19 protein-coding genes and 1 pseudogene are annotated in these 21,846 nt (G+C 70.2%); 13 read left to right on the plus strand and 7 right to left on the minus strand.

What is annotated here, in order from left to right:
* Together AC1DVI_RS00005 and AC1DVI_RS00010 are read right to left on the minus strand one after the other, a co-directional pair.
* Positions 1-249, minus strand: a pseudogene (locus AC1DVI_RS00005) (colanic acid biosynthesis glycosyltransferase WcaL); the annotation flags it as partial.
* On the minus strand, positions 246-1,490 hold the full coding sequence (locus AC1DVI_RS00010; RefSeq protein ID WP_476956286.1) for a glycosyltransferase family protein: 1,245 nt from the start codon (positions 1,488-1,490) through the stop codon (positions 246-248). The pseudogene AC1DVI_RS00005 and the gene AC1DVI_RS00010, both read right to left, overlap by 4 nt.
* Positions 1,491-1,683: 193 nt before the next feature.
* Between AC1DVI_RS00010 and AC1DVI_RS00015 the strand changes: the two genes are divergently transcribed.
* The 9 genes from AC1DVI_RS00015 (at position 1,684) to AC1DVI_RS00055 (ending at position 13,365) form a co-directional block, all read left to right on the plus strand.
* Positions 1,684-4,323 carry an ABC transporter transmembrane domain-containing protein gene (locus tag AC1DVI_RS00015; protein ID WP_476956287.1) on the plus strand — a complete coding sequence of 880 codons (2,640 nt, stop codon included), beginning with the start codon at positions 1,684-1,686 and terminating at the stop codon, positions 4,321-4,323.
* Positions 4,324-4,351: 28 nt separating this feature from the next.
* Positions 4,352-4,807, plus strand: coding sequence for a cyclic nucleotide-binding domain-containing protein (locus AC1DVI_RS00020; protein ID WP_149165429.1), 456 nt, complete (start codon positions 4,352-4,354; stop codon positions 4,805-4,807).
* A gap of 6 nt (positions 4,808-4,813) precedes the next feature.
* Positions 4,814-5,971 carry a glycosyltransferase family protein gene (locus AC1DVI_RS00025; RefSeq protein ID WP_476956288.1) on the plus strand — a complete coding sequence of 386 codons (1,158 nt, stop codon included), beginning with the start codon at positions 4,814-4,816 and terminating at the stop codon, positions 5,969-5,971.
* Positions 5,972-6,053: 82 nt separating this feature from the next.
* Positions 6,054-6,848: a polysaccharide deacetylase family protein gene (locus AC1DVI_RS00030; RefSeq protein WP_476956289.1), complete on the plus strand. Its 795-nt coding sequence runs from the start codon at positions 6,054-6,056 to the stop codon at positions 6,846-6,848.
* 3 nt (positions 6,849-6,851) lie between these two features.
* Complete coding sequence (locus AC1DVI_RS00035; protein ID WP_476956290.1) at positions 6,852-7,424, plus strand: hypothetical protein; 573 nt, start codon at positions 6,852-6,854, stop codon at positions 7,422-7,424.
* Entirely contained in the window at positions 7,421-9,319 is a 1,899-nt protein-coding gene (locus AC1DVI_RS00040; protein ID WP_476956291.1) for an ABC transporter ATP-binding protein, read from the plus strand. Before AC1DVI_RS00035 ends, AC1DVI_RS00040 begins: the two co-directional genes overlap by 4 nt.
* Positions 9,319-11,211, plus strand: coding sequence for an ABC transporter substrate-binding protein (locus AC1DVI_RS00045; RefSeq protein WP_476956292.1), 1,893 nt, complete (start codon positions 9,319-9,321; stop codon positions 11,209-11,211). The genes AC1DVI_RS00040 and AC1DVI_RS00045 overlap by 1 nt, the downstream gene beginning before the upstream one ends.
* 4 nt (positions 11,212-11,215) lie before the next feature.
* Positions 11,216-12,214, plus strand: a complete 999-nt coding sequence (locus AC1DVI_RS00050; protein ID WP_119507538.1) for an ABC transporter permease — start codon at positions 11,216-11,218, stop codon at positions 12,212-12,214.
* Positions 12,211-13,365: an ABC transporter permease gene (locus tag AC1DVI_RS00055; RefSeq protein ID WP_476956293.1), complete on the plus strand. Its 1,155-nt coding sequence runs from the start codon at positions 12,211-12,213 to the stop codon at positions 13,363-13,365. Before AC1DVI_RS00050 ends, AC1DVI_RS00055 begins: the two co-directional genes overlap by 4 nt.
* Positions 13,366-13,368: 3 nt before the next feature.
* Here AC1DVI_RS00055 and AC1DVI_RS00060 read toward each other — a convergent pair whose 3' ends face one another.
* Both AC1DVI_RS00060 and AC1DVI_RS00065 read right to left on the minus strand, forming a co-directional pair.
* Entirely contained in the window at positions 13,369-14,184 is an 816-nt protein-coding gene (locus tag AC1DVI_RS00060) for a YcbK family protein (RefSeq protein ID WP_476956294.1), read from the minus strand.
* A 147-nt stretch (positions 14,185-14,331) separates the two neighbouring features.
* Positions 14,332-15,207, minus strand: coding sequence for an MBL fold metallo-hydrolase (locus AC1DVI_RS00065; protein WP_476956295.1), 876 nt, complete (start codon positions 15,205-15,207; stop codon positions 14,332-14,334).
* Positions 15,208-15,475: 268 nt separating this feature from the next.
* On the opposite strand from AC1DVI_RS00065, the gene AC1DVI_RS00070 reads away from it, so the two are divergent.
* Complete coding sequence (locus tag AC1DVI_RS00070) at positions 15,476-16,207, plus strand: hypothetical protein (protein WP_476956296.1); 732 nt, start codon at positions 15,476-15,478, stop codon at positions 16,205-16,207.
* A gap of 43 nt (positions 16,208-16,250) precedes the next feature.
* On the opposite strand, the gene AC1DVI_RS00075 is transcribed toward AC1DVI_RS00070, so the two are convergent.
* From AC1DVI_RS00075 to AC1DVI_RS00085, 3 genes are all read right to left on the minus strand, one after another.
* Positions 16,251-17,612: a PQQ-dependent sugar dehydrogenase gene (locus tag AC1DVI_RS00075; RefSeq protein ID WP_476956297.1), complete on the minus strand. Its 1,362-nt coding sequence runs from the start codon at positions 17,610-17,612 to the stop codon at positions 16,251-16,253.
* Complete coding sequence (locus tag AC1DVI_RS00080; protein WP_149165420.1) at positions 17,609-18,052, minus strand: DUF2231 domain-containing protein; 444 nt, start codon at positions 18,050-18,052, stop codon at positions 17,609-17,611. Before AC1DVI_RS00080 ends, AC1DVI_RS00075 begins: the two co-directional genes overlap by 4 nt.
* 120 nt (positions 18,053-18,172) lie before the next feature.
* A complete protein-coding gene (locus AC1DVI_RS00085) occupies positions 18,173-18,862 on the minus strand; it encodes a response regulator transcription factor (RefSeq protein WP_109069931.1) in 690 nt (229 codons plus the stop codon).
* A gap of 265 nt (positions 18,863-19,127) precedes the next feature.
* Between AC1DVI_RS00085 and ribA the strand changes: the two genes are divergently transcribed.
* The 3 genes from ribA to AC1DVI_RS00100 all read left to right on the plus strand — a co-directional run bounded on the left by ribA (position 19,128) and on the right by AC1DVI_RS00100 (position 21,840).
* Positions 19,128-20,300, plus strand: a complete 1,173-nt coding sequence (gene ribA, locus AC1DVI_RS00090; RefSeq protein ID WP_476956298.1) for a GTP cyclohydrolase II — start codon at positions 19,128-19,130, stop codon at positions 20,298-20,300.
* 165 nt (positions 20,301-20,465) lie between these two features.
* The gene (locus tag AC1DVI_RS00095; protein WP_476956299.1) at positions 20,466-21,443 is read left to right on the plus strand and encodes a hypothetical protein; all 978 of its coding nucleotides are present in this window, start codon (positions 20,466-20,468) and stop codon (positions 21,441-21,443) included.
* Between the two features lie 79 nt (positions 21,444-21,522).
* Complete coding sequence (locus AC1DVI_RS00100) at positions 21,523-21,840, plus strand: L,D-transpeptidase family protein (protein WP_476956300.1); 318 nt, start codon at positions 21,523-21,525, stop codon at positions 21,838-21,840.
* Positions 21,841-21,846 lie beyond the last annotated feature (6 nt).

Genomic DNA, 21,846 nt, shown 5'->3' on the forward strand with positions numbered 1-21,846 from the left:
CCGCCGCGCCGCCCGCCGCGCCGCGGCCAGCGCGCGCAGCACGCGGGCGGGCGCGTCGTGCAGATATTCGGGCAGATAGGTCACCGGGGCGGTGACGCGGCGGTTCAGCTCGTGCACCGCCTTGTCGGTCGGTTGACGCAAGCTGACGATCCGTTGACGCAACCCCCGCCGCTCCAGCCCCAGGATCTCCTGCGCGATGAAGGTTTCCGACAGGCGGGGCCAGCCCTTCACGATGACGGCAACGGTCACGCGGCGTCCCCGGCGGCCATCTGACGTTCGGGCGCGCAAGGGAACGGCGACGGGGCCGAGGCCGAATCCGGCAGGTAGCGCGCCGACAGGCGGTTGACGCTCTCCAACCCGCCGAGCAGGCCCGGCACCACCACCGAGGAGGGCGGCGCCTGCCAGGGCAGCCGGCGCAGCGCCGCCGCCATCGCCGCGGCGTCGCGCACCCCGTCGTCCATCAGGACGGAGACCAGACCCAGCTCCTGCGCGCGGGCGGCGCGGATGGTCTGCTCGCGCCGCGGCACCTCGCGCGGGACGATCAGCGCCTTCTTGTCGAAGGACAGGATCTCGCAGAAGGTGTTGTAGCCGCCCATGGCGACCACCCCCACCGCCCCCTGCATCAGCCGCTCGATCCGCGCCTCGAAGGCGGTGGCCTCGACGTTGGGCAGGGCTTCCGCCCGGGCCAGGAACTCGGCCTGGAGGTCCGGCTGCATGAAGGGGCCGAACACCAGAACGGCGCGGTAGGGGATGCCGGGATCGCTCTCGTAGGCGCGCAGCACCCAGTCGACCAGCGCTTCGCCGTCGCCGCCGCCGCCGGGAGTGACCAGGATGTAGGGTTCGTCCGGCAGGCCGGGACCGTGCGGGACCGCCGGGGGCACGGTGCGGTGCAGATAGCCGGTGTAGACCATCTTGTCGCGCACCGACTGCGGGACCTCGATCCCCTCCAGCGGGTCGCAGATCTGCGGCAGGCCGTAGGCCCAGATCTCGTCGTACAGGTTTTCCAGCGCCGGCAGGACCTTCTTGCGCTCCCACTCCGGGGCGAGCAGGGCCGGCTCGTCCATCACATCGCGCAGCCCCAGCACCAGCGGCACGCCGCGGCCCTTCAGAACCTCCAGCGTCTCCCGAACCTCGCCGCGCAGGCCGAGCGGTTCCTTGTCCACGATGAACAGGTCGGGCTGGTAGATCTCCGCCGTGTGGCGGATCAGCGAGGCCCGCATGGACAGGATCTCGTCGATGTCCAGATGCAGGTTCAGCGCCGTGTATTCCCCGTTGCGCAGCTTGATGACGCCGGGGATGCGCACGAAGTCCACCCGCGTGCGGAAGTCGAAGCTGCCGACGATGGGCGAGCCGGACAGGATCAGCACGGACAGGTTGCTGTAGCGTTCCACCAGCGCATGGGCGATGGCCCGGCAGCGGCGCAGATGGCCGAGGCCGAACGTGTCATGGCTGTAGATGAGCACGCGGCCCGAGGTCGGACGTTCGCTCATGGAGTTCCTACCTCTCCCGATTGGCCTCTTGTGTCCGGCCGCGGCTTGGCCGATGAACGGGTGTGCGTCATGCCGCCGTCACGCTGGCGGCAGACCGCGTGCAGGCGAACCATAGTCCCAGCGGCCAGACGGCAGAGGGGGTAAGGTTTCTGCCTGCTCCCGGCACCGGCGTCCCCTTGCGTAGAATGGCGCTATGGAATCCAGCATTTTCCGATTCATCCTTCGGCACAGCGTCCGTCAGCAGATCGTGCTGACCCTGATGACCCTGGCGTCCTTTCCGTTCCTCTACGCCTCGCTCGACCTACCGAAGCGGATCGTCAACGAGGCGATCGCCGGGAAGAAGCTGCCTGAATCCTTCCTCGGCTTCCATCTCGATCAGGTGACTTACCTGTTCGTCCTATGCGGACTGTTCCTGACTTTGGTGCTGGTCAACGGCGCGTTCAAGTACGTCATCAACACCTACAAGGGCCGCCTGGGCGAGCGGATGCTGCGCCGGCTGCGGTACGAGCTGTACGTGCGCGTCCTGCGCTTCCCCCTGCCCCGCTTCCGCAAGATGTCGCCCGGGGAGATCATCCCCATGATCACGGCGGAGGTGGAGCCGCTGGGCGGCTTCATCGGGGACGCCATCGCCATCCCGGTGTTCCAGGGCGGCACCCTGCTGGTCTACATCGCCTTCATCTTCGTCCAGGACCCGGTGCTGGGGGCAGCGGCGGTGTCGCTGTACCCGTTCCAAGGCTGGCTCATCCCACGGCTTCAGCGCAAGGTCAATCAGCTTGGCAAACAGCGCGTACGTGCCATGCGCCAGATCGCCGACCGCATCGGCGAGACGGTGTCCGGCATCCAGGAGGTGCACACCCACAACACCGCGTCCTGGCATCTCGCCGATCTCAGTCACCGCCTGGGCGACGTGTACCGCATCCGTTTCGAGATTTACCAAAGAAAGTTTTTTGTCAAATTTCTGAACAATTTCATAAACCAGCTGACCCCGTTCTTTTTCTACTCGATCGGCGGTTATCTGGTGATCCACGGCCAGCTGTCCTTCGGCGCGCTGGTCGCGGTTCTGGCGGCCTACAAGGACTTGGCCGCCCCTTGGAAGGAGCTTCTCGACTGGTACCAGCAGAAGGAGGACAACCGGATCAAGTACGAGCAGGTGGTGGAGCAGTTCCACGTTCCCGACCTGCTGGCCGAACGCCTGCTGCGCGAGGAGGAGGACGTCCCGTTCAAGGGCAGCCTGTCCTTCCGCAACGTCGCGTTCGGGGAGGACGGCGGATCGCCCATCCTGGAGGGGGTGACCTGCGACATCCCGCTGGACGGCCACACCGCGCTGATCGGCGTCGGCTCCGGGCGGGACGAGCTGGCGCAGCTTGCCGCCCGCGTGCTGCTGCCCTCGTCGGGCCAGATCCGGCTGGGCGAGCGCGACTATGCGGAGCTGCCGGAGAGCGTGACCGGGCGGCGCGCCGCCTATGTGGGGGCCACCCCCTACCTGTTCTCGGCCTCGCTCTACGACAACCTCGTCTACGGGCTGCGCCACCGGCCGCTGCGCGAGAACGGCGACAGTGAGGAAGCGGCGGAGCGGCGCAAGAGCCGGATGACCGAGTCGGTGCTGTCCGGCAACGCCACCGACGACGTGGACGCCGACTGGATCGACTACGCCGCCGCCGGCTGCGACGGGCCGGAGGACCTGAAGGCCCGCATCCTGCGCGTGGTGACGATGGTCTCGCTTCAGGACGACGTGTACGGCATGGGCCTCAACCGCACCGTCGACCCGGAGCGGCGCCCCGACGTGGCCGCCCGCGTGCTGGAGGCGCGCGACGCCATGCGCGCCACGATGCTGAACAACCCGGACCTGGGGCGGCTGGTCGAGCGCTTCGACCCCGACCGCTACACCGTAAACGCCACGCTGGCGGAGAATCTGCTGTTCGGCACGCCGGTCGGCCCGATCTTCCAGACCGACGCGCTGGCCTCCAACCCCTACATGCTGCATGTGCTCGACAAGGTGGGGCTGACCGACACCATCCTGGAAACCGGCCACAAGGTGGCAGAGACCATGGTCGAGCTGTTCGCCGGCCTGCCGCCCGGCCACGAGTTCTTCGAGCGCTTCTCCTTCATCGGCTTCGCCGAGCTGCCGGAGTATCAGGGCATCCTGGCGCGCACCGCGAAGGAGGGGCTGGGCGCGCTGCGGCCCGAGGAGCGGACGCGGCTGATGACCCTGCCCTTCAAGCTGATCGGCGCCCGCCACCGTCTGGGCCTGATGACCCCGGACCTGGAGAAGAAGCTCTTGCAGGCGCGGCACCTCTTCGCCAGCGACCTGCCGGCCGACCTGAAGCACGCCGTCGCCTTCTTCGACCCGGAGGCCTACAACGCCGCGGCCAGCATCCAGGACAACATCCTGTTCGGCAAGATGGTCTACGGGCAGGCGCAGGTGCAATCCAAGGTGGGCCGCATCGTGGCGGATCTGGTGGACCAGCTTCACCTGCGCGACACCATCGTGGAGGTCGGGCTGGACCATCCCGTGGGGGTCGCCGGGTCGCGCCTGTCCGCCGCACAGCGCCAGAAGGCGGCGCTGGCCCGCGCCCTGCTGAAGCGGCCGGACCTGCTGGTGCTGAGCGAGGCGACCAGCGGCCTGGACACCAGCAGCCAGACCAAGGTGCATTCCGCGATCATGGGGGAACGCAAAGGATGTGGTCTTGTGTGGGTTCTGCACCGCGCCGGCTTGGCACGGGCGTTCGAGCGAGTCATTGTAATGAAGGACGGGCGAATCGCCGAACATGGGCGCTTCGACGAGTTGAACAGGCCCGGTACGTTGTTGCATGAATTGGTGTCCGCCGAATAAAGCCGGCGGCGTTGAGGAGGCAGACGGCATGAGCATCGCCGAAGAAGTCAATTGCCTGCGCAGGATTCCCCTGTTCGCCAACATCGACACTGCCAAGCTCAAGCTTCTGGCCTTCACCAGCGAGCGGTTGAGCTTCCGCTCGGGCGACATCCTGTTCGAGCAGGACGAGATGGGCACCTGCGCCTACATCCTGCTGCGCGGGGAGGCCGAGGTGATCGTGACCGGCCCCGGCGGGCCGCTGGCCGTCGCGACGCTGGGGTCCAACGAGATCGTCGGCGAGATCGCCATCCTGTGCGATGTGCCGCGCACCGCCACCGTCCGCGCCAGGACCGATCTGGAAGCGCTGTGCGTGCCGAAGGACCACTTCCTTCAGATGATCGCCGACTTCCCGCAAATGGGGCTGGAGATCATGCGCTCCCTGGCCCACCGGCTCGAATTGACGACCATGCGCCTGCGCGAGGTCTTGGCCGCCCAGGCGGTCTGACAGCTCATGCGTGTTCTTTTCCATGTCCAGCATCTGCTGGGCATCGGCCACGACCGGCGCGCCGCGCTGATCACCCGCGGGCTGGCCGAGGCCGGCGTCGCCGTCACGGTGCTGCGCGGCGGGCATCCGGTGCCGGGGATCGATTACGGCCCGGCGGCGGAGATCGTCCAGCTCCCCCCCGCCCGCGCCGCCGACGGCAGCTTCAAGACCCTGCTGGACGAGCACGACCGGCCCATCGACGACGGCTGGCGCGCCCGGCGCCGCGCGGCGGTTCTGGAGGTCCATGAGCGGGTGCGGCCCGACGCGCTTCTGGTCGAATCCTTCCCCTTCGGGCGCCGCGCCTTCCGGTTCGAGCTTTTGCCGCTGCTGGAGGCCGCCAAGGCCGGCGGGGCGGTCACCGCCTGCTCGGTGCGCGACATCCTGGTGGCCAAGGCCAAGCCGGAACGGCTGGAGGAAACCGTTTCGACCGTGGAACGGCTGGTCGACCATGTGCTGGTCCATGGCGACCCGGCGCTGATCCCCTTCGCGGCGACCTTCCCCGCCGCCGCGCGGCTCGCCGACCGCATCCGCTACACCGGCTATGTCGCGGCCCCGCAAGGCGCGGACACCGAAGCGACGGACGGCACGGATGAGGTGATCGTGTCGGTGGGCGGCGGGGCGGTCGGCCTGCCGCTGCTGCGGGCGGCGCTGGCGGTGCGTGCGTCAACTCCCGCCGGACTTGACGCACCATGGCGCCTGCTGGCCGGGCCGGACGTGCCGGAGGAGGACTTCCGCGCGCTCGCCGCCGCGGCCCCGCCGGGCGCCGTCGTGGAGCGGGCGCGGCCCGACTTTCCCGCCCTGCTCCGCCGCTGCCGTCTGTCGATCAGCCAGGCCGGCTACAACACCGTGCTCGACGTGCTTCAGGCCGGCTGCCGGGCGGTGGTCGTCCCCTTCGCCGCGGGCAGCGAGACCGAGCAGGCCACCCGTGCCCGCCTGCTGGAGCAGCGGGGCCGTCTGGCCGTGGTCGACGAGGCCACCCTGACCCCGGAGACCCTGGCCGCGGGCGTGGCGAAGGCGCTCGCCCTGCCCCCGCCGCCGGCCATCCCGCTACGCCTCGACGGTGCCGCCGCCACCGCCCGTCTGCTGCTGGACGCGGTGGCCTACCGCCAAGGCAACAGTCGCTAAGCCAATCAAGACGCTTGGATTTTTCCGGTGCGGGGGCCATGCTGGGGCTGATCCCCTGCCTCGGCCCTGCCTTGCGATGACCATGACCGCCCCTTCCGACAGCCCGCCGCGCGCCGGTTGGGACGCGTTGACCGCCGAGTTGGACGCCTGGGCCGCCGCCGGGCGCACCGCCACCCTCTGGTGGCGCGACGACGACGCCATCGAGCCGACGCCAGCGCTCGACCGGATGATCGCCCTGTCCGTCGAAACCGGCGCGCCGTTGGCCCTGGCGGTCATTCCGGCGGGCGTCAAGGACGCCCTCGTCCCCGTTGTGGACGCGGCCCCCACCGTCACGGTGCTTCAGCATGGCTGGTCGCACACCGACCACGCCGTTCCCCCCGCGAAGAAGGCGGAGCTTGGCGCGGACCGGCCCGCCGCCGCCGTGCTGGCGGAACTGGCCGAGGGACGCGCCGTGCTGGACCGCCGGTTCGGGCCGCGCGCCCTGCCCATCCTGGTGCCGCCCTGGAACCGCATCGCGCCCGGCGTCGCGGCGGGTCTGCCCGGCGCGGGCTTCGCCGGCCTGTCCGTTTTCGGGCCGCGACGTGTGTCAACCGTCAACATGATGTGTGTCAATACACACATCGACCCGGTGGCCTGGAAGGACGGCAAGCGCTTCCTGGGCGACGCGGAGTCGCTGGGCATGGCGGTCGCCCATCTGCGCGCCCGGCGGCTGGGCGCGGTGGACGCGGAGGAGCCGACCGGCCTGCTGACGCATCATTTGGTGATGGACGACGAAACCTGGGCCTTCACCGCGCGTTTCCTGACCGTGACGCGACGCCACCCGGCGGTCCGCTGGCTATCCGCCGACACCCTGTTTGCCGCAGAAGGACATCGCTGAGACATGGCCGAGTTGCCCATGGCCCGACCCTCGACCGGAGAGACGCCGACCGTCGCGGAGATGCGCTACCCCGCCGGGGCGCTCGCCGGCGACTACGCGCGGGCCGGGGCCGGGCTGGCGCTGACGGTTCTGCCGCTGGCCTTTCTGCCCGTCACCCCCTGGATCGCCGTGCCGCTGGCGGCCTGCGCGCTGCTGTTCGCCGTCTTCGCGGCGCGCACCCTGCAACGCCAGTTGACCCGCCTGACCATGGACGGCGAGGGCTTGCGGGTCGACGGGCCGCTGGGCGGCGCCATCCGCTGGGACGCGCTGTCCGGCCTGAAGCTGCGCTATTACGCGACCAGGCGGGGGCGCGACGACGGCTGGATGCAGGCGGCGCTGAGCGGCGGCGGCACGACCCTGCGCTTCGACAGCAATCTGGAGGGCTTCGACGCGGTGATCGAACAGGCCGCCCTCGCCGCCGGGCGCAACGGCGTGGCGCTGACCCCGGTGACAGTGGACAACCTGATCGCTCTCGGCATCGAGCCGCCAGAAGACCCCACAGAGAAGGACCCCAACGAAACGAGGCCGGCGCCATGAGCCGCACGCTGCTCCGGGTGGAGGACCTGAAGGTCGATTTCCAGGTGCCGGGCGGCGTGGTCCAGGCGGTGCGCGGCGTGTCCTTCCGGGTGCGGGCCGGTTCCACCGTCGCCCTGGTCGGCGAATCCGGGTCGGGCAAGTCGGTGGCGGCGCAGTCGATCCTGCGCATCCTGCCCCGCAACGCCGCCATCGCCGACGGGCGCATCCTGTTCGACGACGGCATCGTCAACGACGGCGCCGGCCCCGTCGACATCGCTTCGCTGAAGGCCGACGGCACGGCGATGCGGGCGCTGCGCGGCGGCCGCATCTCGATCATCTTCCAGGAGCCGATGACCTCGCTGTCGCCCCTGCACACCGTGGGCGACCAGGTGGGCGAGGCGGTGCGGCTGCACCAGCGGGTGACCGCCCGGCAGGCCCGCGCCCAGGCCGAGGACATGCTGCGCCGGGTGCGCTTCCCCGACCCGAAGCGGGCGCTGGACACCTACCCGTTCGAGCTGTCGGGCGGCCTGCGCCAGCGCGCCATGATCGCTATGGCGCTGGTCTGCCGCCCTGCCCTGCTGATCGCCGACGAGCCGACGACCGCGCTGGACGTCACCATCCAGGCGCAGATCCTGAAGCTGATCAAGGACCTCCAGGCCGATCTCGGGATGGCCGTCCTGCTCATCACCCACGACCTGGGGGTGGTCGCCAACCTCGCCGACGAGGTGGTGGTGATGCACCGCGGGCGGATCATGGAATCCGGCACGCGCGAGGACATCTTCGCCGATCCCCGCCACCCCTATCTGAAGGCGCTGCTGCGCGCCGTTCCGCGCTTCCACATGGCGCCGGGCGAACGGCTGGTGCCGATCCGCTCGATTACCTCGCAGGGCGGCAGCCTGCTGGAGAAGGACCACCAGCCCTGGCCGCCCGGCGCCGACGCGGCGGGGCCGCTGCTGGCGGTGGAGGGGGTGCGCAAGCGCTACGGCGCGCGCAAGGCCGGATGGTTCGGCGCCAAGGCCGGGGCGGGCACGCTGGCGGTGGACGATGTCAGCTTCGCCATCGCGCGCGGCGAATGCGTCGGGCTGGTCGGCGAGTCGGGCTGCGGCAAGACCACCCTGTCGAAGATCCTGATGCGCGCCCTGACTCCGGACGCCGGCGGCGTGCGCTTCAACGACCATGGCCGGGTGGTGGACGTGCTGGGGCTGGAGGGTGCGGCCCTGACCGCCTTCCGCCGCAAGGTGCAGTTCGTCTTCCAGGACCCCTTCGGTTCCCTGAACCCGCGCATGACCGTCTTCGACATCATCGCCGAACCGCTGGTCATCCACGGCATCGGCGACGAGGCGGAGCGCGCCGCGCGGGTGAAGGAGCTGATGGGGCTGGTCGGGCTGGACGCGCGGCATCTGCGCCGCTACCCGCACAGCTTCTCCGGCGGCCAGCGCCAGCGCATCGGCATCGCCCGCGCGCTGGCCCTGCGGCCCGAGCTTCTGCTGCTCGACGAGCCGGTGTCGGCGCTCGACGTGTCGATCCAGGCGCAGGTGCTGAACCTGCTGAAGGACCTGAAGGAACGGCTCGGCCTGACCTACCTGTTCGTCAGCCACAATCTGGCGGTGGTGGATTACATGGCCGACCGCATCTTGGTGATGTGCCGCGGCCGGATCGTCGAGTCGGCGCCGCGCGAGGCGCTGTTCCGCAACCCGGTCCACCCCTACACCCGCGCCCTGCTGGCCGCCGTGCCGGAGCCGGACCCCAGCCGCCCGCTGTCGCTGACCGACCTGGAGGAGGGCCGCGCCTCCGACCCTGCGCGCTGGCCCGCCCCCTTCACCATCGACGACGACCACCAGCCCCATCTGGTCGATCTCGGCGGCGGCCATTGCGTGCGCGCCGACGCCGCCGTCCGCGTGCGGGAGGTGGCGTGATGAGGCTGGCCCGCCCCGCTCTGCTGCTGCTCGCCTTCCTCGGGCTCAGCGCCTTCGACACGGTCGAGACGCCGATGCTGGAGAACGCGGTCGGCGCCGGGTCGCTGCCGCCAGTGGAGAAGCGGCTGCCGCTCACCCCGCTGGTCGAGCCGATGGACCGGCCCTGGCAGTCGCCGGGGCGCCATGGCGGCGACCTGCGCCTGCTGATGGCGCGGACCAAGGACACACGGCTGATCTACGTCTACAGCTACGCCCGGCTGGTCGCGCTGACCCCGAGCCTGCGCATCGTGCCCGACATCCTGGAGCGGGTGGATGTGGCGGAGGGGCGGATCTTCACCTTCACGCTGCGCCGCGGCCACCGCTGGTCGGACGGTCACCCCTTCACGGCGGAGGATTTCCGCTACTGGTGGGAGGACATGGCGAACAACGCCAAGCGCTTCCCCGGCGGGCCACCGCCGGAGATGCTGGTGGCCGGGGAAGCGCCGAAGTTCGAGGTGCTGGACGCCGCCGCGGTGCGCTACACGTGGACCCGCCCCAACCCCTTCTTCCTGCCGATGCTGGCCGGGGCCAAGCCGGTGGAGATCTACGCCCCCGCCCATTACCTGCGGCGCTTCCACCCCCGCTTCACCGAGCCGCTGGAGCTGAAGCAGCGGGTGGAGGCGGAGCGGCAGAAAAGCTGGCAGCAGCTTCACAACCGCAAGGACAATCTGACCGAGTTCGACAACCCGGACCTGCCGACCCTGCAGCCCTGGGTGCCGACGACCGCTCCGCCCGCGGACCGATTCATCTTCGTAAGGAACCCGTATTTCCATCGGGTGGACCCGGCGGGGCGGCAGTTGCCCTACATCGACCGGGTCATCATGACGGTGGCCGACGCCAAGATCATCCCGGCCAAGACGGGGGCGGGCGAGAGCGACCTCCAGGCGCGCTACCTGCGGTTCGACAACTACACCTTCCTGAAGCAGGGGGCGAAGCGCAACGACCAACGGGTCACGCTGTGGCGCACCGGCATCGGGGCGCAGGTGGCGCTGTTTCCCAACCTGAACTGCAACGACCCGGTGTGGCGCGCGCTGAACCGCGACGTGCGCTACCGCCGCGCCCTGTCGCTGGCCATCGACCGCGAGGAGATGAACCAGGTCATCTATTACGGCCTCGCCACCCCGTCCAACAACACGCTGCTGGAGGTCTCGCCCCTGTGGGTGCCGGCCTACCGCGACCGCTGGGCGCAGTTCGACGTCCGGCAGGCCAACCGGCTGCTCGACGAGATCGGCCTGACCAAGCGCGACGTCAACGGCGTCCGCCTGCTGCCCGACGGCCGCCCGTTGGAGATCGTGGTGGAGACCGCCGGGGAGAGCACGGAGGAGACCGACGCGCTGGAGCTGATCGCCGACGGCTGGCGGCGCCTCGGGGCGCGGCTCTACATCCGTTCCTCGCAGCTCGACGTGTTCCGCAACCGCATCTTCGCCGGCGACACCTGCATGTCGATCTCGCGCGGGCTGGACAACGCCATCGCCACCGCGGAGATGAGCCCTGCCGAGCTGGTGCCGGTCGATCAGGCCAAATACCAGTGGCCGAAATGGGGCCAGTTCTTCCAGACCATGGGCAAGGACGGCGAGCGCCCCGACATGCCCGAGGCGCGCGACCTGTTGGAGGCTTTCCGCGCCTGGCGCGACGCCCCGGACGAGGCGGGTCGGGCGGCGGCCTGGACGCGCATCCTGACGCTCAACGCCGAACAGGTCTTCACCATCGGCACGGTGGCCGGGGTGCCGCAGCCGGTGGTGGCGCGCCGCACCCTGCGCAACGTGCCGGAGGAGGGTCTGTTCAACTACGACCCCGGCGCGCATTTCGGGCTGTACCGGCCCGACGGCTTCTGGTTCGACGGAAAGGGGTGAGGCCATGCTGGGCTACGTGATCCGCCGCATCCTCATCATGATCCCGACGCTGCTGGCGATCAGCGTCATCACCTTCGTCATCATCCAGCTTCCCCCCGGCGACTATCTGACGACGCTGGTCAACGAGATGCAGAGCCGGGGCGAGAGCATGGACCAGGGCCGGCTGGCCATGCTGCGCGAGACCTACGGGCTCGACCGGCCCATGTACGAGCAGTACGCGCTGTGGCTGGCCGGCATGCTGCGCGGCGACTTCGGCTATTCCTTCGAATACAACCTGCCGGTATCGGATGTCGTGGGGGACCGGCTGTCGCTGACCGCCATCGTGTCCTTCGCGACCATCCTCTTCATCTGGGTGGTGTCCTTCCCCATCGGCATCTATTCGGCGACGCGGCAGTACAGCCTGGGCGACTACGTCCTGACCTTCCTCGGCTTCCTGGGGCTGGCGACGCCGAGCTTCCTGCTGGCGCTGGTGATGCTGTATTTCGCCAACGTGTGGTTCGGCACCTCGATCGGCGGGCTGATGGACCCGCGCTACATCGGCCAGCCCTGGAGCTGGGGCAAGGCGATGAGCGTGTTCGAGCACATGTGGATTCCGGTGATCGTCATCGGCACCGCCGGCACCGCCGCGATGATCCGCCGCCTGCGCGCCAACCTGCTGGACGAGCTGCACAAGCCCTACGTCGTCACCGCCCGGGCCAAGGGCCTGCCGCCGGGGCGGGCGTTGGTGAAGTACCCGCTGCGCGTGGCGCTGAACCCCTTCGTGTCCGACATCGGCAACCTGCTGCCGCAGGTCGTCTCCGGCGCCGCCATCGTGTCGGTGGTGATGTCGCTGCCGACCACCGGGCCGATGCTGCTCCAGGCGCTGCGCAGCCAGGACATGTATCTGGCCGGGTCCTTCCTGATGTTCCTGGCCGTGCTGACGGTGATCGGCGTCTTCCTGTCCGACCTGGCGCTGGCCGCGCTCGACCCGCGCATCCGCCTGAGCGGGGGAGCCAGCCGATGAGCACCACCCTGCCCCACACGGTCGATACCGCGCCCTGGAACCCGGACGAGGTCGAGCACCTGTCGCCCGAACAGGAGCGCTTCACCACCGCCTCGCAATGGTGGATGGTCTGGTGGAAGCTGCGGCGGCACAAGCTGGCGGTGGCGTCGGGGATCGTGCTGCTTCTGCTCTACGCCTCGACCCTGGTCAGCGAGGTCCTCGCCCCCTACGCGGTGGACAGCCGCAATTCCCACTTCATCCACGCCCCGCCGCAGACCGTGCATCTGTTCCACGAGGGGCAATTCGTCGGCCCCTTCGTCTACGGCTACACCTACCGCCTGGACATGGAGATCCTGAAGCGGGACTACACGCCCGACCCCACGAAGGTGCAGCCGATCCGCTTCTTCTGCCGCGGCGACCGCTACGCGTTCTGGGGGCTGGTGGAGAGCGACTGGCATCTCGCCTGCCCGGCCGACGGCGGGACGCTGTTCCTCATGGGCACCGACCGGCTGGGGCGGGACCTGCTGTCGCGGATGATCTACGGGACGCGCATCTCGCTGACCATCGGGCTGATCGGCGTCGCGGTCAGCTTCGTGCTGGGGATCGTGATCGGCGGCATCGCCGGCTATTACGGCGGCTGGGTGGACAACCTGATCCAGCGGCTGATCGAGATCATCCGTTCCTTCCCCGAGCTGCCGCTGTGGATGGCCCTGTCCGCGGCATTGCCCGTCACCTGGAACCCGATCTTCATCTATTTCGGGATCACGGTGATTCTGGGCCTTCTGGAATGGACGGGCCTCGCCCGCGCCGTGCGGTCCAAGCTGCTGGCCCTGCGCGAGGAGGACTTCACCACCGCCGCCCAGCTGATGGGGGCCAGCCCGGCCCGCATCATCGGGCGGCACCTGCTGCCCAGCTTCATGAGCCACCTGATCGCCTCGGCGACGCTGGCCATTCCCGGCATGATCCTGGGCGAGACGGCGCTGAGCTTCCTCGGCCTCGGCCTGCGCCCGCCGATCACCAGCTGGGGGGTGCTGCTGACCGAGGCGCAGAACATCAACGTGGTGGCGCTGTACCCCTGGCTGATGCTGCCGGTGTTGCCGGTGATCGTGACCGTGCTGAGCTTCAACTTTCTCGGCGACGGCCTGCGGGACGCCGCGGACCCGTATCGGTAACCCTCAGGGCTTCTTCTTCGCCGCAGGCTCCGGCTGCTCCTTGAGGGAGGCCAGCACCATGCGGACGCGGGCGAGGTCGGCGTCGTTGCCCTTCGCCGGGGCGGCGGCGGGCGCGGCCTTGGCCGGGGCGCGCTTCGGCGGGGCGGGCTCCGCCGCCGCGACCTGCGTTCGCGGGGTGGCGGGAGCGGGTTTGGCGGCGACCGCCTTGCCCAACGCGGCCTTCGCGGGGGTCGCCCTGGCCTCCAGGATGCGGGGGTCGCCGCCCTTCGGGCTCCAGGTGCGCACCGGGCCGGTGTCGACATGGACGTGGCCGGTGTGGGGGTAGAGCGCGTAGCCGCCGCGCTGCAGGGCCGCGACCTCGTCGGCGAGACGGCGGGGCGGGACGCCGGGGATGGAGATGTCGGCGGCCTGCCCGCGCAGGTGATAGCTGTTTTCCGCCACGTTCGGGTTGCTGCGGGCCAGCGTGACGTTGGTCAGCGGCGAGCGGTAGCCCGAGGTGATGTGGACCGGCGTGTCGGGGGCGGCGCCGCAGCGGTCCCGCAGGTCGGCCAGAAGCTCCACCAGGGTGGGATCGACGGGCACCGTCTCGCCGGTGCGGCGGTCGCGGAACAGGCTGGCGATGCGGTCCAGAGCCTGAGGATCATAGCCATCGGCGCGGCGGTAGGTGACACTGACCGTCTCGCCGCTGGCGGGATGATGCAGGACAATCGAGCGGGGGCCGCCGTCCAGCGAGGCCTGGGGATTCGGAGTGGAGGCGCAGCCGGCGAGCGTTCCGCCGGCGAGCAGGCCCAGCAACGATAAGCGCAGAAGATGCCGCATGCGTCTCCCCAGAGTTCTCTCTGCGGTTGCAGGCGGTTTTCATACCATAATTGTCACACGATCCGGCAGTGACAACGGGCCACGGGACGCGAACGGAGGCTTGGCCGTGTCCTGGGCGCATCACTGTCCAACGGGATAGGTGTCAGGTCAGAGAGGAAGCGCCATGCCCTCGCGGGCGACCAGCGTGCCGGGGCGCCGGGCTTCGGCGGCGGTGGCGATGACGTCCAGATCGGCGTCGGTGCGCCGGGGCTCGTGGTGGAAGATGACCGCGCGCTTCACATCGGCCTCGTCGGCGATGCGCAGGCACTCCTCCCAGGTCGAATGGCCCCAGCCGACGCGGGCGGCGTATTCGGCGTCGGTGTAGGTGCAGTCGTAGATCAGCAGGTCGCTGCCGCGCACCAGTTCCATCACGGCGGGATCGCGCCCTTCCGCCGGGTGCTCGGTGTCGGTGACGTAGCACAGGCTGCGCCCGGCGAACTCCACGCGGTAGCCGGTGGCCCCGTCCGGGTGGTTGAGCCGAGCGGTGCGCACGGTAACGCCTGGCTTCACCGCCAGCGTCTCGCCGCTGACGAAATCGTGGAAGGTGCAGTCGGCCCGAAAGATCTCCACCGGGACCGGGAACAGCGGCGCCGACATCATGCACTCCAGGACGGAGCGCATCGTCCGCTCCCGCTCCAGATGGCCGGCCCTGATCCGCACGCGGCTGGCCGCGTCGAAGGCCGGTGCGAAGAAGGGCAGGCCGCAGATGTGGTCGAGATGGCTGTGGGTCAGCAGCAGATCGACGTCCACCGGCTTCCCCTGGCGCATCAGCGCCTCGCCCAGCGGGCGCAGGCCGGTGCCGGCGTCGAGGACCAGGAGGGCGTCCCCGCAGCGCAGCTCGACGCAGGGGGTGTTGCCGCCGTAGCGGACCGTGTCTGGCCCCGGGGAGGCGATGCTGCCACGCACGCCCCAGAAGCGGACGGTGAAGTCCGGCGGGGTGTCAGGCGCACCGGAACAGGCGTCGGAAACGGTTCGTGCCGTCATGGTACCGACAATTTGGCGGTAGGACCCTCGCGAGTCGAGTGAAAAGGTTGTTTCACGAAACGACCCTCCGGCTCGTCCGCAAGCCGGTCCGGCGGCAAGCGGGCAGCCGTTCCGCCTCGATGGAAGGGGGGACGGCGCGAGACGGGGGTAGGAGGAAAAGGCGTGCCGCACCGCCGAGATGTGGAGATGCCCAATCCAATAAGATGTGGTAGTTTGCGCCCGTTCGCCCCTCGACGCGAAAAATCGCCTCCGGACCCCGCCCCCTCGGATGGACCCAGACAAACTCGCCAAAGTCCTCGCCATGGCCGAGTCGGAGCATCAGGGCGAGGCCCAGTCCGCTCTGCGCGCCGCGCGAATCATGCTGTCGAGGGCCGGCCTGTCGTTCCGCGATCTCGCCCGCGGTGCCCGTCCGGTCTCGACCGCCCCGGAACCGCCGCCCGCCGCCAACGCCCCGCCGCCCGACCGTCCTCCGCCGCCCGACCAGCTCGTCCAGGTTTTGCGCCGTCAGGTGCGCGATCTGGAGCTGGAGGTCGCCGGGCTGAAGCGGCAGCTTGAGAAGAGCAACGGCGACATGGAGCGCCAGCGGGAGGAGGCCGACCGCTGGCGCGGCCTCGCCCGCGAAACCGCGGAAAAGCTCTGGGATCTCGGCAAGGCGCTGGAGCGCAAGCACAGCCGCCACACCAGCCTGGACAAGCGCCGCGCCATCCTCGATCTGCTGCAGGACCCCGGCAGCGCCCTGCTGGCCGATCACGAGATCGCACGGCGGGTCGGCACCTCGACCAAGCTGGTCGCCCATTGGCGCCGCCGGCTGGCCATCGTCGGGCGGAAGATCCGCCTGCTTCCCGTGGTGCCGCGCGGTCGCGGCCTGTGGGGCGGCGGGCGGCCGGGTGGCCCGGCCCGCGGCGGTGCGGCCCTGGAGAACAAGCGCCAGCGCTGGATGGGCTATCCGGTCGCCGTCACCATCTCCGACCGGTCAGGACCGCCCGGCAAGCGGCCCTGACACGGTGTTTCCGTTTCAGTTGGCCCGTTTCAGTTGGCCCGTTTCAGTTGGACGATCCGTTCCCGTCGGTCGTGGCACTGCCCATATCCGCCGGTGCTTGCGCACTGGACGAGCGATCCGTCACCGCGACGCGCCAGACCGTGTTCGACAGGTCGTCGGCGACGATCAGGGCGCCCTTCGGGTCCACCGTGACGCCGACCGGCCGGCCGTAGGTCTTGCCGTCCTCGCCCATGAAGCCGGTCACGACCTCGACCGGATCGCCGGAGGGGGCGCCGTCGCGGAAGGGGACGAAGATCACCTTGTAGCCGCTGGGCACGCTGCGGTTCCAACTGCCATGCTCGCCGACGAACACGCCGTCGGCGAAGCGCTCGCCCATCACCGGCGAGGAGAAGGCCACGCCGAGGGCGGCGACGTGCGAGCCCAGGCTGTAGTCCGGCTTGATCGCCGCGGCGACCAGCTCGGGCTTCTGCGGCTGGGCGCGCGGGTCGACGTTCTGGCCCCAATAGCTGTAGGGCCAGCCGTAGAAGCCGCCCTCGCGGACCGAGGTCAGGTAATCGGGGACGAGGTTGGGGCCAAGCTCGTCGCGCTCGTTGACCACCGCCCACAGCGTGCCGGTTCCCGGCTGGATGGCCAGCGCGGTGGGGTTGCGCAAGCCCGTGGCGTAGGGCCGGTGCGCGCCCGTCTGCGCGTCGATCTCCCAGACCATCGCGCGGTCGGCCTCGGCGGGCATCCCGCGTTCGGTGATGTTGCTGTTGGAGCCGATGCCGACATAGAGGAACCGCCCGTCCGGGCTGGCGGCCAGCGACTTGGTCCAGTGATGGTTGATGTAGGCGGGCAGGTCGGCGACCTTCTCCGGCGGCCCCTCGGCGCGGGTCTGGCCCTCGCGGTAGGGGAAGCGCACCAGCGCGTCCTGGTTCGCGACGTAGATCTGGCCATTCACGAAGGCCAGCCCGTAGGGCGCGTTCAGCTGGTCGGCGAAGACCGTGCGCTCCTCGTAGCGCCCGTCGCCATCGGCGTCGCGCAGCAGGGTGATGCGGTTGCCGCTGGGGACCGAGGTCGTGCCCTTGGCCTTGATGATGCCGGCGATGAAGTCCTTGGGCCGCAGCGGCGGGGCCGAGCCGCCCCGGCCTTCGGCGACCAGGATGTCGCCATTGGGAAGGACGAGGGTCTGGCGCGGGATGCCGAGGTCGGTGGCGATCGCCGTGATGGTGAAGCCCTCCGGCACGGTCGGTTTCCGGTCCCCCCAGGAGGCGGGGTTGGCGATCTTCATGCTGGGCAGCAGACCGTGCTGCTGCTCGGGCAGAGGCGGGTTGGCGCCGTACACGGGCTGCGACGGGTTGTTGTCGTCGCAGGCGGTCAGCAGGGCGACGATCCCCGCCGCGGCCAGCAGGCTGGAGCGTTTCATCGCGTTTCTCCCATACGGGCGCCAATGCGGAGACTGGAGAAGCCGAACCAAGTCGCCAGGATGGCGGTCACGGCGACGGCCGCCGACAGGATCAGGCCCTCCGGCATGGTTCCCCAGGCGTCCCGCGCGTGCACGAAGGCGTTGACGAGGCCGAGCGCGACGGTGATGAGCAGCAGGACGAAGTAGACGAGCCCGCGACCGCGGCGCCGGCCGGCGCGGAACAGGTCGATGAAGGCCCAGAGGAGCGAGACGCTGGCGAAGACCATGCCGCCGGCGATCAGCCAGGAGGCGAAATGGCTCCACTGGATCTCGAAGCTCCTGAAATAGGCGAAGTCGCAGAGCAGGCCGCCCAGGAACAGCGGAAGGGAGGCGGCGAGCAGCACCGCGTGCAAGGGATGGATGGCCCTTGCCGGTCTGCCGTGATCGACGATGGCAACCAATACGTCATCTCCTTGCCCAACGGGAGTCCGTGCCGAAACGGCGCGGAAATCAATCCTTTCAATGGGTAGGCAGGGAGATGGTTCCGCGCGGCCGCCAGCCGGGGATCGCCTGACAGGGGATCAGGGCACCAGCCGGTAGCCGCCGGGCTCCGTCACCAGGATTTCCGCGTTGGACGGATCGCGCTCGATCTTCTGGCGCAGGCGGTAGACGTGGGTTTCCAGCGTGTGGGTGGTGACTCCGGCGTTGTAGCCCCACACCTCGCCGAGCAGCGTCTCCCGCCCGATCACCGCACCGCCGGCCCGGTACAGGTATTTCAGGATCGCCGTTTCCTTCTCGGTCAGGCGGATCTTGCGGGCGCCGCCGTCGGCCAGCAGCAGCTTGCCCGCCGGGCGGAAGCTGTAGGGGCCGATGGCGAAGACGGCGTCCTCGCTCTGCTCGTGGACGCGGAGCTGGGCGCGCAGCCGGGCCAGCAGGACCCCCATGCGGAAGGGCTTGGTGACATAGTCGCTGGCCCCGGAATCGAGCCCCAGGATGGTGTCGGCGTCGGAGGCCGCCGCGGTCAGCATGATGACCGGGCAGCGCACCCCCTCGCGCCGCAGCAGGCGGCAGAGGTCGCGCCCGTCCATGTCCGGCAGCCCGACGTCGAGCAGGATGGCGGCGAAGCCACCCTCGCGCGCGACGGCCAGCGCCGAGGCGCCGTCCCCGGCCTCCACCGTCTCGAATTCCTCCAGAAGCTGGAGCTGCTCGGCGAGGGACTGCCGGAGGGCGGTGTCGTCGTCGATCAGAAGGATGCGTTTCGCAAGCGTCATTCGGGGGCGTTCACCGGTGGCTCCGGGCGCGGAACTTATCATGGCCCGCGCGGGATTGCCCTAGCCTAATCGGAAGGACCTGAGCATAGCGCAACCCGGATTCGCCCGCACCGGCGGCGGTTTGCGCCATCGTTGCACCGCCGGCAACGGTGTGGCGCGCGGGATTTGCTGGACAGGGGTGCGCCACCTGCGCTTTGCTTCCCGCGCTCTCCGACCCATGTCGGGATCTTTCGCCCTTCGGGGCGCAGCACGCGAAGCCTCCGTTATGTACGCCGACGCCCCTTCCGACTCCGCCCCGCCCGAAGCCGTCCTGCCCATGGACGAAGCCGCCATGCGCGCGGTGGACCGGGCGACGGCCGCCCTGCGCCGGGGCGAGGCCGTCGCCATCGAGACCGCCGACGGCAATGTCGGCGCCGCGGTGTCGGTGGAATCCGTGGCGATCGACGCCGTGCAGCGGCTGGTGCAGCTGACCGGCGCCGCGCCGGTCCTGGCCGTCACCCGCCGCCGCGCCACGGTGCTGAAGCTGATGGGCGAGGGCACCGGCGTCGTCGCCCTGTCGCTTCCCCGCTGCCTGACCGCGGACGAGGCCCACGCGCTGGCCGACCCCGAACACCGCCCGGATGGCATGATGCCGGACGGCCTGACCGCCACGGCGATGGACCCCGGCTCGCGCGAGACCGCGGCGGTGGACCTTGCCCGGCTGGCGCGGCTGCTGCCGGCGGCCATCGTCGCCCCGGGGACCGGACACACGACCACCGGCCACAGCGGCAGCGCCGCGGAATGGGCGGCGAAGCACGACCTGCTGCTGGTCCGCGCCCGCGACATCGCCGATTACCGCGTCCATGTGGTGCGCACCCTGCGCCGGGTGGCCGAGGCCCGCGTCCCGCTGTCCGGCGCCGAGAACACCAGCATCGCCGCCTTCCGCCCCATCGACGGCGGGCCGGAGCATCTGGCGATCATCGTCGGCAACCCGGTGGCTGGCGAGCCGGTGCTGGCCCGCCTGCATTCGGAATGCTTCACCGGCGACCTGCTGGGCAGCTTGCGCTGCGACTGCGGCCAGCAGCTGCGTGGCGCCATCGCCGAGATCGCCCGGCAGGGCAGCGGCGTCCTGCTCTATCTGGCGCAGGAGGGGCGGGGGATCGGCCTCGTCAACAAGCTGCGCGCCTACCGCATCCAGGACCGCGGCTTCGACACGGTGGATGCCAACGAGATCCTTGGCTTCGAGGCGGACGAGCGGGTCTATCTGCCGGCGGCGGAGATGCTGCGGCAGTTGGGCTTCACCGCCGTGCGGCTGATGACCAACAACCCGGAGAAGCTGCGCCAACTCGCCCGCTGCGGGATCGAGGTGGTCGAGCGCGTTCCCCACATCTTCCCGGCCAACGGCCACAACGAAGGCTATCTGCGCACCAAGGCGGAGCGCAGCGGCCACATGTTCTGAGAGTCGAGTCTTCGGAGGGCAGGAAACGCCCCTTGCCCGGCAGCTCTTGCCGGGTCGCGGGTCGCATCCGGGCCCGAAAGAGCGCGAGGGCGCGGGATTTCAGCCCAAGGGACTGGCACGCCGGTTGCTTAGGGTAGGGCTGGACACCGCGACGGGAGACCGCCCATGGCCATCGACGCCACCACCATCGACGCAGCCGCCGCTTCGCGGCCGGTGCAGCGCGAGCGGTCGCCGGCCCAAGCGGTGCCCGCCTTGACGGTCATGGAAAGCCGGGACAGCCCCGACCGGTACGAGGCCGAGGCCGAGATGTCCTTCGGCGACTTCCTCGATATCATCAACCCGCTTCAGCACATCCCCCTCGTCAACACCATCTATCGCGAGATCACCGGCGACACGATCAAGCCGTCGTCGAAGGTCATCGGCGGCATCCTGTTCGGCGGCCCGCTGGGCGGCATGGCGTCCATCGCCAACGCGGTGGTGGAACAGGCCCAGGGCAAAGACATCGGCGGGCAGATCATGGCCTCGCTCGGCTTCGACGGGGACGCCGCCGCCGGCCATCCGCCCGCCGGCACCTCCGGAGCCACCGCGGTCGCCGCTCTGCCGGACTCCACAGCCGGCACCTCAGCGCCGACTGTGGCCGCCACGGCGCCGGCCACCCAGCCGGCCCGTGCCGCGATGGCGGAGCTGCCGGACGCCAAGCGGTCCACGGCCCCGTCGCACGGGGTGGGGGCGGCGGTGGGCGGGACCGGGCGCGATGGCCTGACGGACACGCCGCATCCCTCGCGCATGCCGGCGCGCGACACCCCGCTGGCGAACAGCCTGATGGCCAAATACGCCGCCGCCAAGCCGCATCCCTCCACCATCGGCTTCGCCGCAACGGCGGCCCCCTCCGCCGCCCGGAAGGCCGCGGAAGCCCAGGCGCCCGCGGCCCAACCGGATGCCACAGCCGGAACCGGGGCGGCGAACGCACCGACAAATGCGCCGGCACAGGCGAACGCCGCCCCAACCGCCGCCAACAGCAACGCCTTCGCGCCCGTGACACCGGACATGCTGTCTGAGACGATGATGCGCAATCTGGCCAAATACGAGCAGGGCCGGCGGGCCGCACAGGCCCCCGCGCCCAGCCTGCGGGTGTCGGGCTGAGCGCGATGACCCCGGAAGCGGGTGAGGGAAGGGCGATGGAGATCACGGTTCGTCTTGCGGACCCGGCCGGCGCCTGCCGGTGTCGCCCATCGCGTCCGACGACGGCTGGTGCGACGACCCGGCGGATCCCGCCTACAACCGCCCGGTCAAGCGTCCCTACGCCGCCAGCCACGAGGAGCTGTGGCGCGAGGACCATGTCTACGACGTTATCGTGGTGATGGGGCACAACGACGACCCGGTGGTGCCGGGCCTGGGCAGCGCCGTGTTCATGCATGTGGCGCGGCCCGACCGGGCGCCCACGGCGGGCTGCGTCGCACTGTCCCTGCCGGACCTGCTGCGTCTTCTCAAGGACTGCGCGCCGGGCACCGCGCTGACCGTGACGGACCCGGCGGGCTAGGCGGCG

Source organism: Azospirillum sp. P4_B5 (assembly GCF_056402275.1).

Coding starts and splice junctions, on each gene's coding strand:
- AC1DVI_RS00010 (WP_476956286.1), bottom strand. CDS start 1,490: ATGAGCGAACGTCCGACCTCGGGCCGCGTGCTCATCTACAGCCATGAC.
- AC1DVI_RS00015 (WP_476956287.1), top strand. CDS start 1,684: ATGGAATCCAGCATTTTCCGATTCATCCTTCGGCACAGCGTCCGTCAG.
- AC1DVI_RS00020 (WP_149165429.1), top strand. CDS start 4,352: ATGAGCATCGCCGAAGAAGTCAATTGCCTGCGCAGGATTCCCCTGTTC.
- AC1DVI_RS00025 (WP_476956288.1), top strand. CDS start 4,814: ATGCGTGTTCTTTTCCATGTCCAGCATCTGCTGGGCATCGGCCACGAC.
- AC1DVI_RS00030 (WP_476956289.1), top strand. CDS start 6,054: ATGACCGCCCCTTCCGACAGCCCGCCGCGCGCCGGTTGGGACGCGTTG.
- AC1DVI_RS00035 (WP_476956290.1), top strand. CDS start 6,852: ATGGCCGAGTTGCCCATGGCCCGACCCTCGACCGGAGAGACGCCGACC.
- AC1DVI_RS00040 (WP_476956291.1), top strand. CDS start 7,421: ATGAGCCGCACGCTGCTCCGGGTGGAGGACCTGAAGGTCGATTTCCAG.
- AC1DVI_RS00045 (WP_476956292.1), top strand. CDS start 9,319: ATGAGGCTGGCCCGCCCCGCTCTGCTGCTGCTCGCCTTCCTCGGGCTC.
- AC1DVI_RS00050 (WP_119507538.1), top strand. CDS start 11,216: ATGCTGGGCTACGTGATCCGCCGCATCCTCATCATGATCCCGACGCTG.
- AC1DVI_RS00055 (WP_476956293.1), top strand. CDS start 12,211: ATGAGCACCACCCTGCCCCACACGGTCGATACCGCGCCCTGGAACCCG.
- AC1DVI_RS00060 (WP_476956294.1), bottom strand. CDS start 14,184: ATGCGGCATCTTCTGCGCTTATCGTTGCTGGGCCTGCTCGCCGGCGGA.
- AC1DVI_RS00065 (WP_476956295.1), bottom strand. CDS start 15,207: ATGACGGCACGAACCGTTTCCGACGCCTGTTCCGGTGCGCCTGACACC.
- AC1DVI_RS00070 (WP_476956296.1), top strand. CDS start 15,476: ATGGACCCAGACAAACTCGCCAAAGTCCTCGCCATGGCCGAGTCGGAG.
- AC1DVI_RS00075 (WP_476956297.1), bottom strand. CDS start 17,612: ATGAAACGCTCCAGCCTGCTGGCCGCGGCGGGGATCGTCGCCCTGCTG.
- AC1DVI_RS00085 (WP_109069931.1), bottom strand. CDS start 18,862: ATGACGCTTGCGAAACGCATCCTTCTGATCGACGACGACACCGCCCTC.
- ribA (WP_476956298.1), top strand. CDS start 19,128: ATGTACGCCGACGCCCCTTCCGACTCCGCCCCGCCCGAAGCCGTCCTG.
- AC1DVI_RS00095 (WP_476956299.1), top strand. CDS start 20,466: ATGGCCATCGACGCCACCACCATCGACGCAGCCGCCGCTTCGCGGCCG.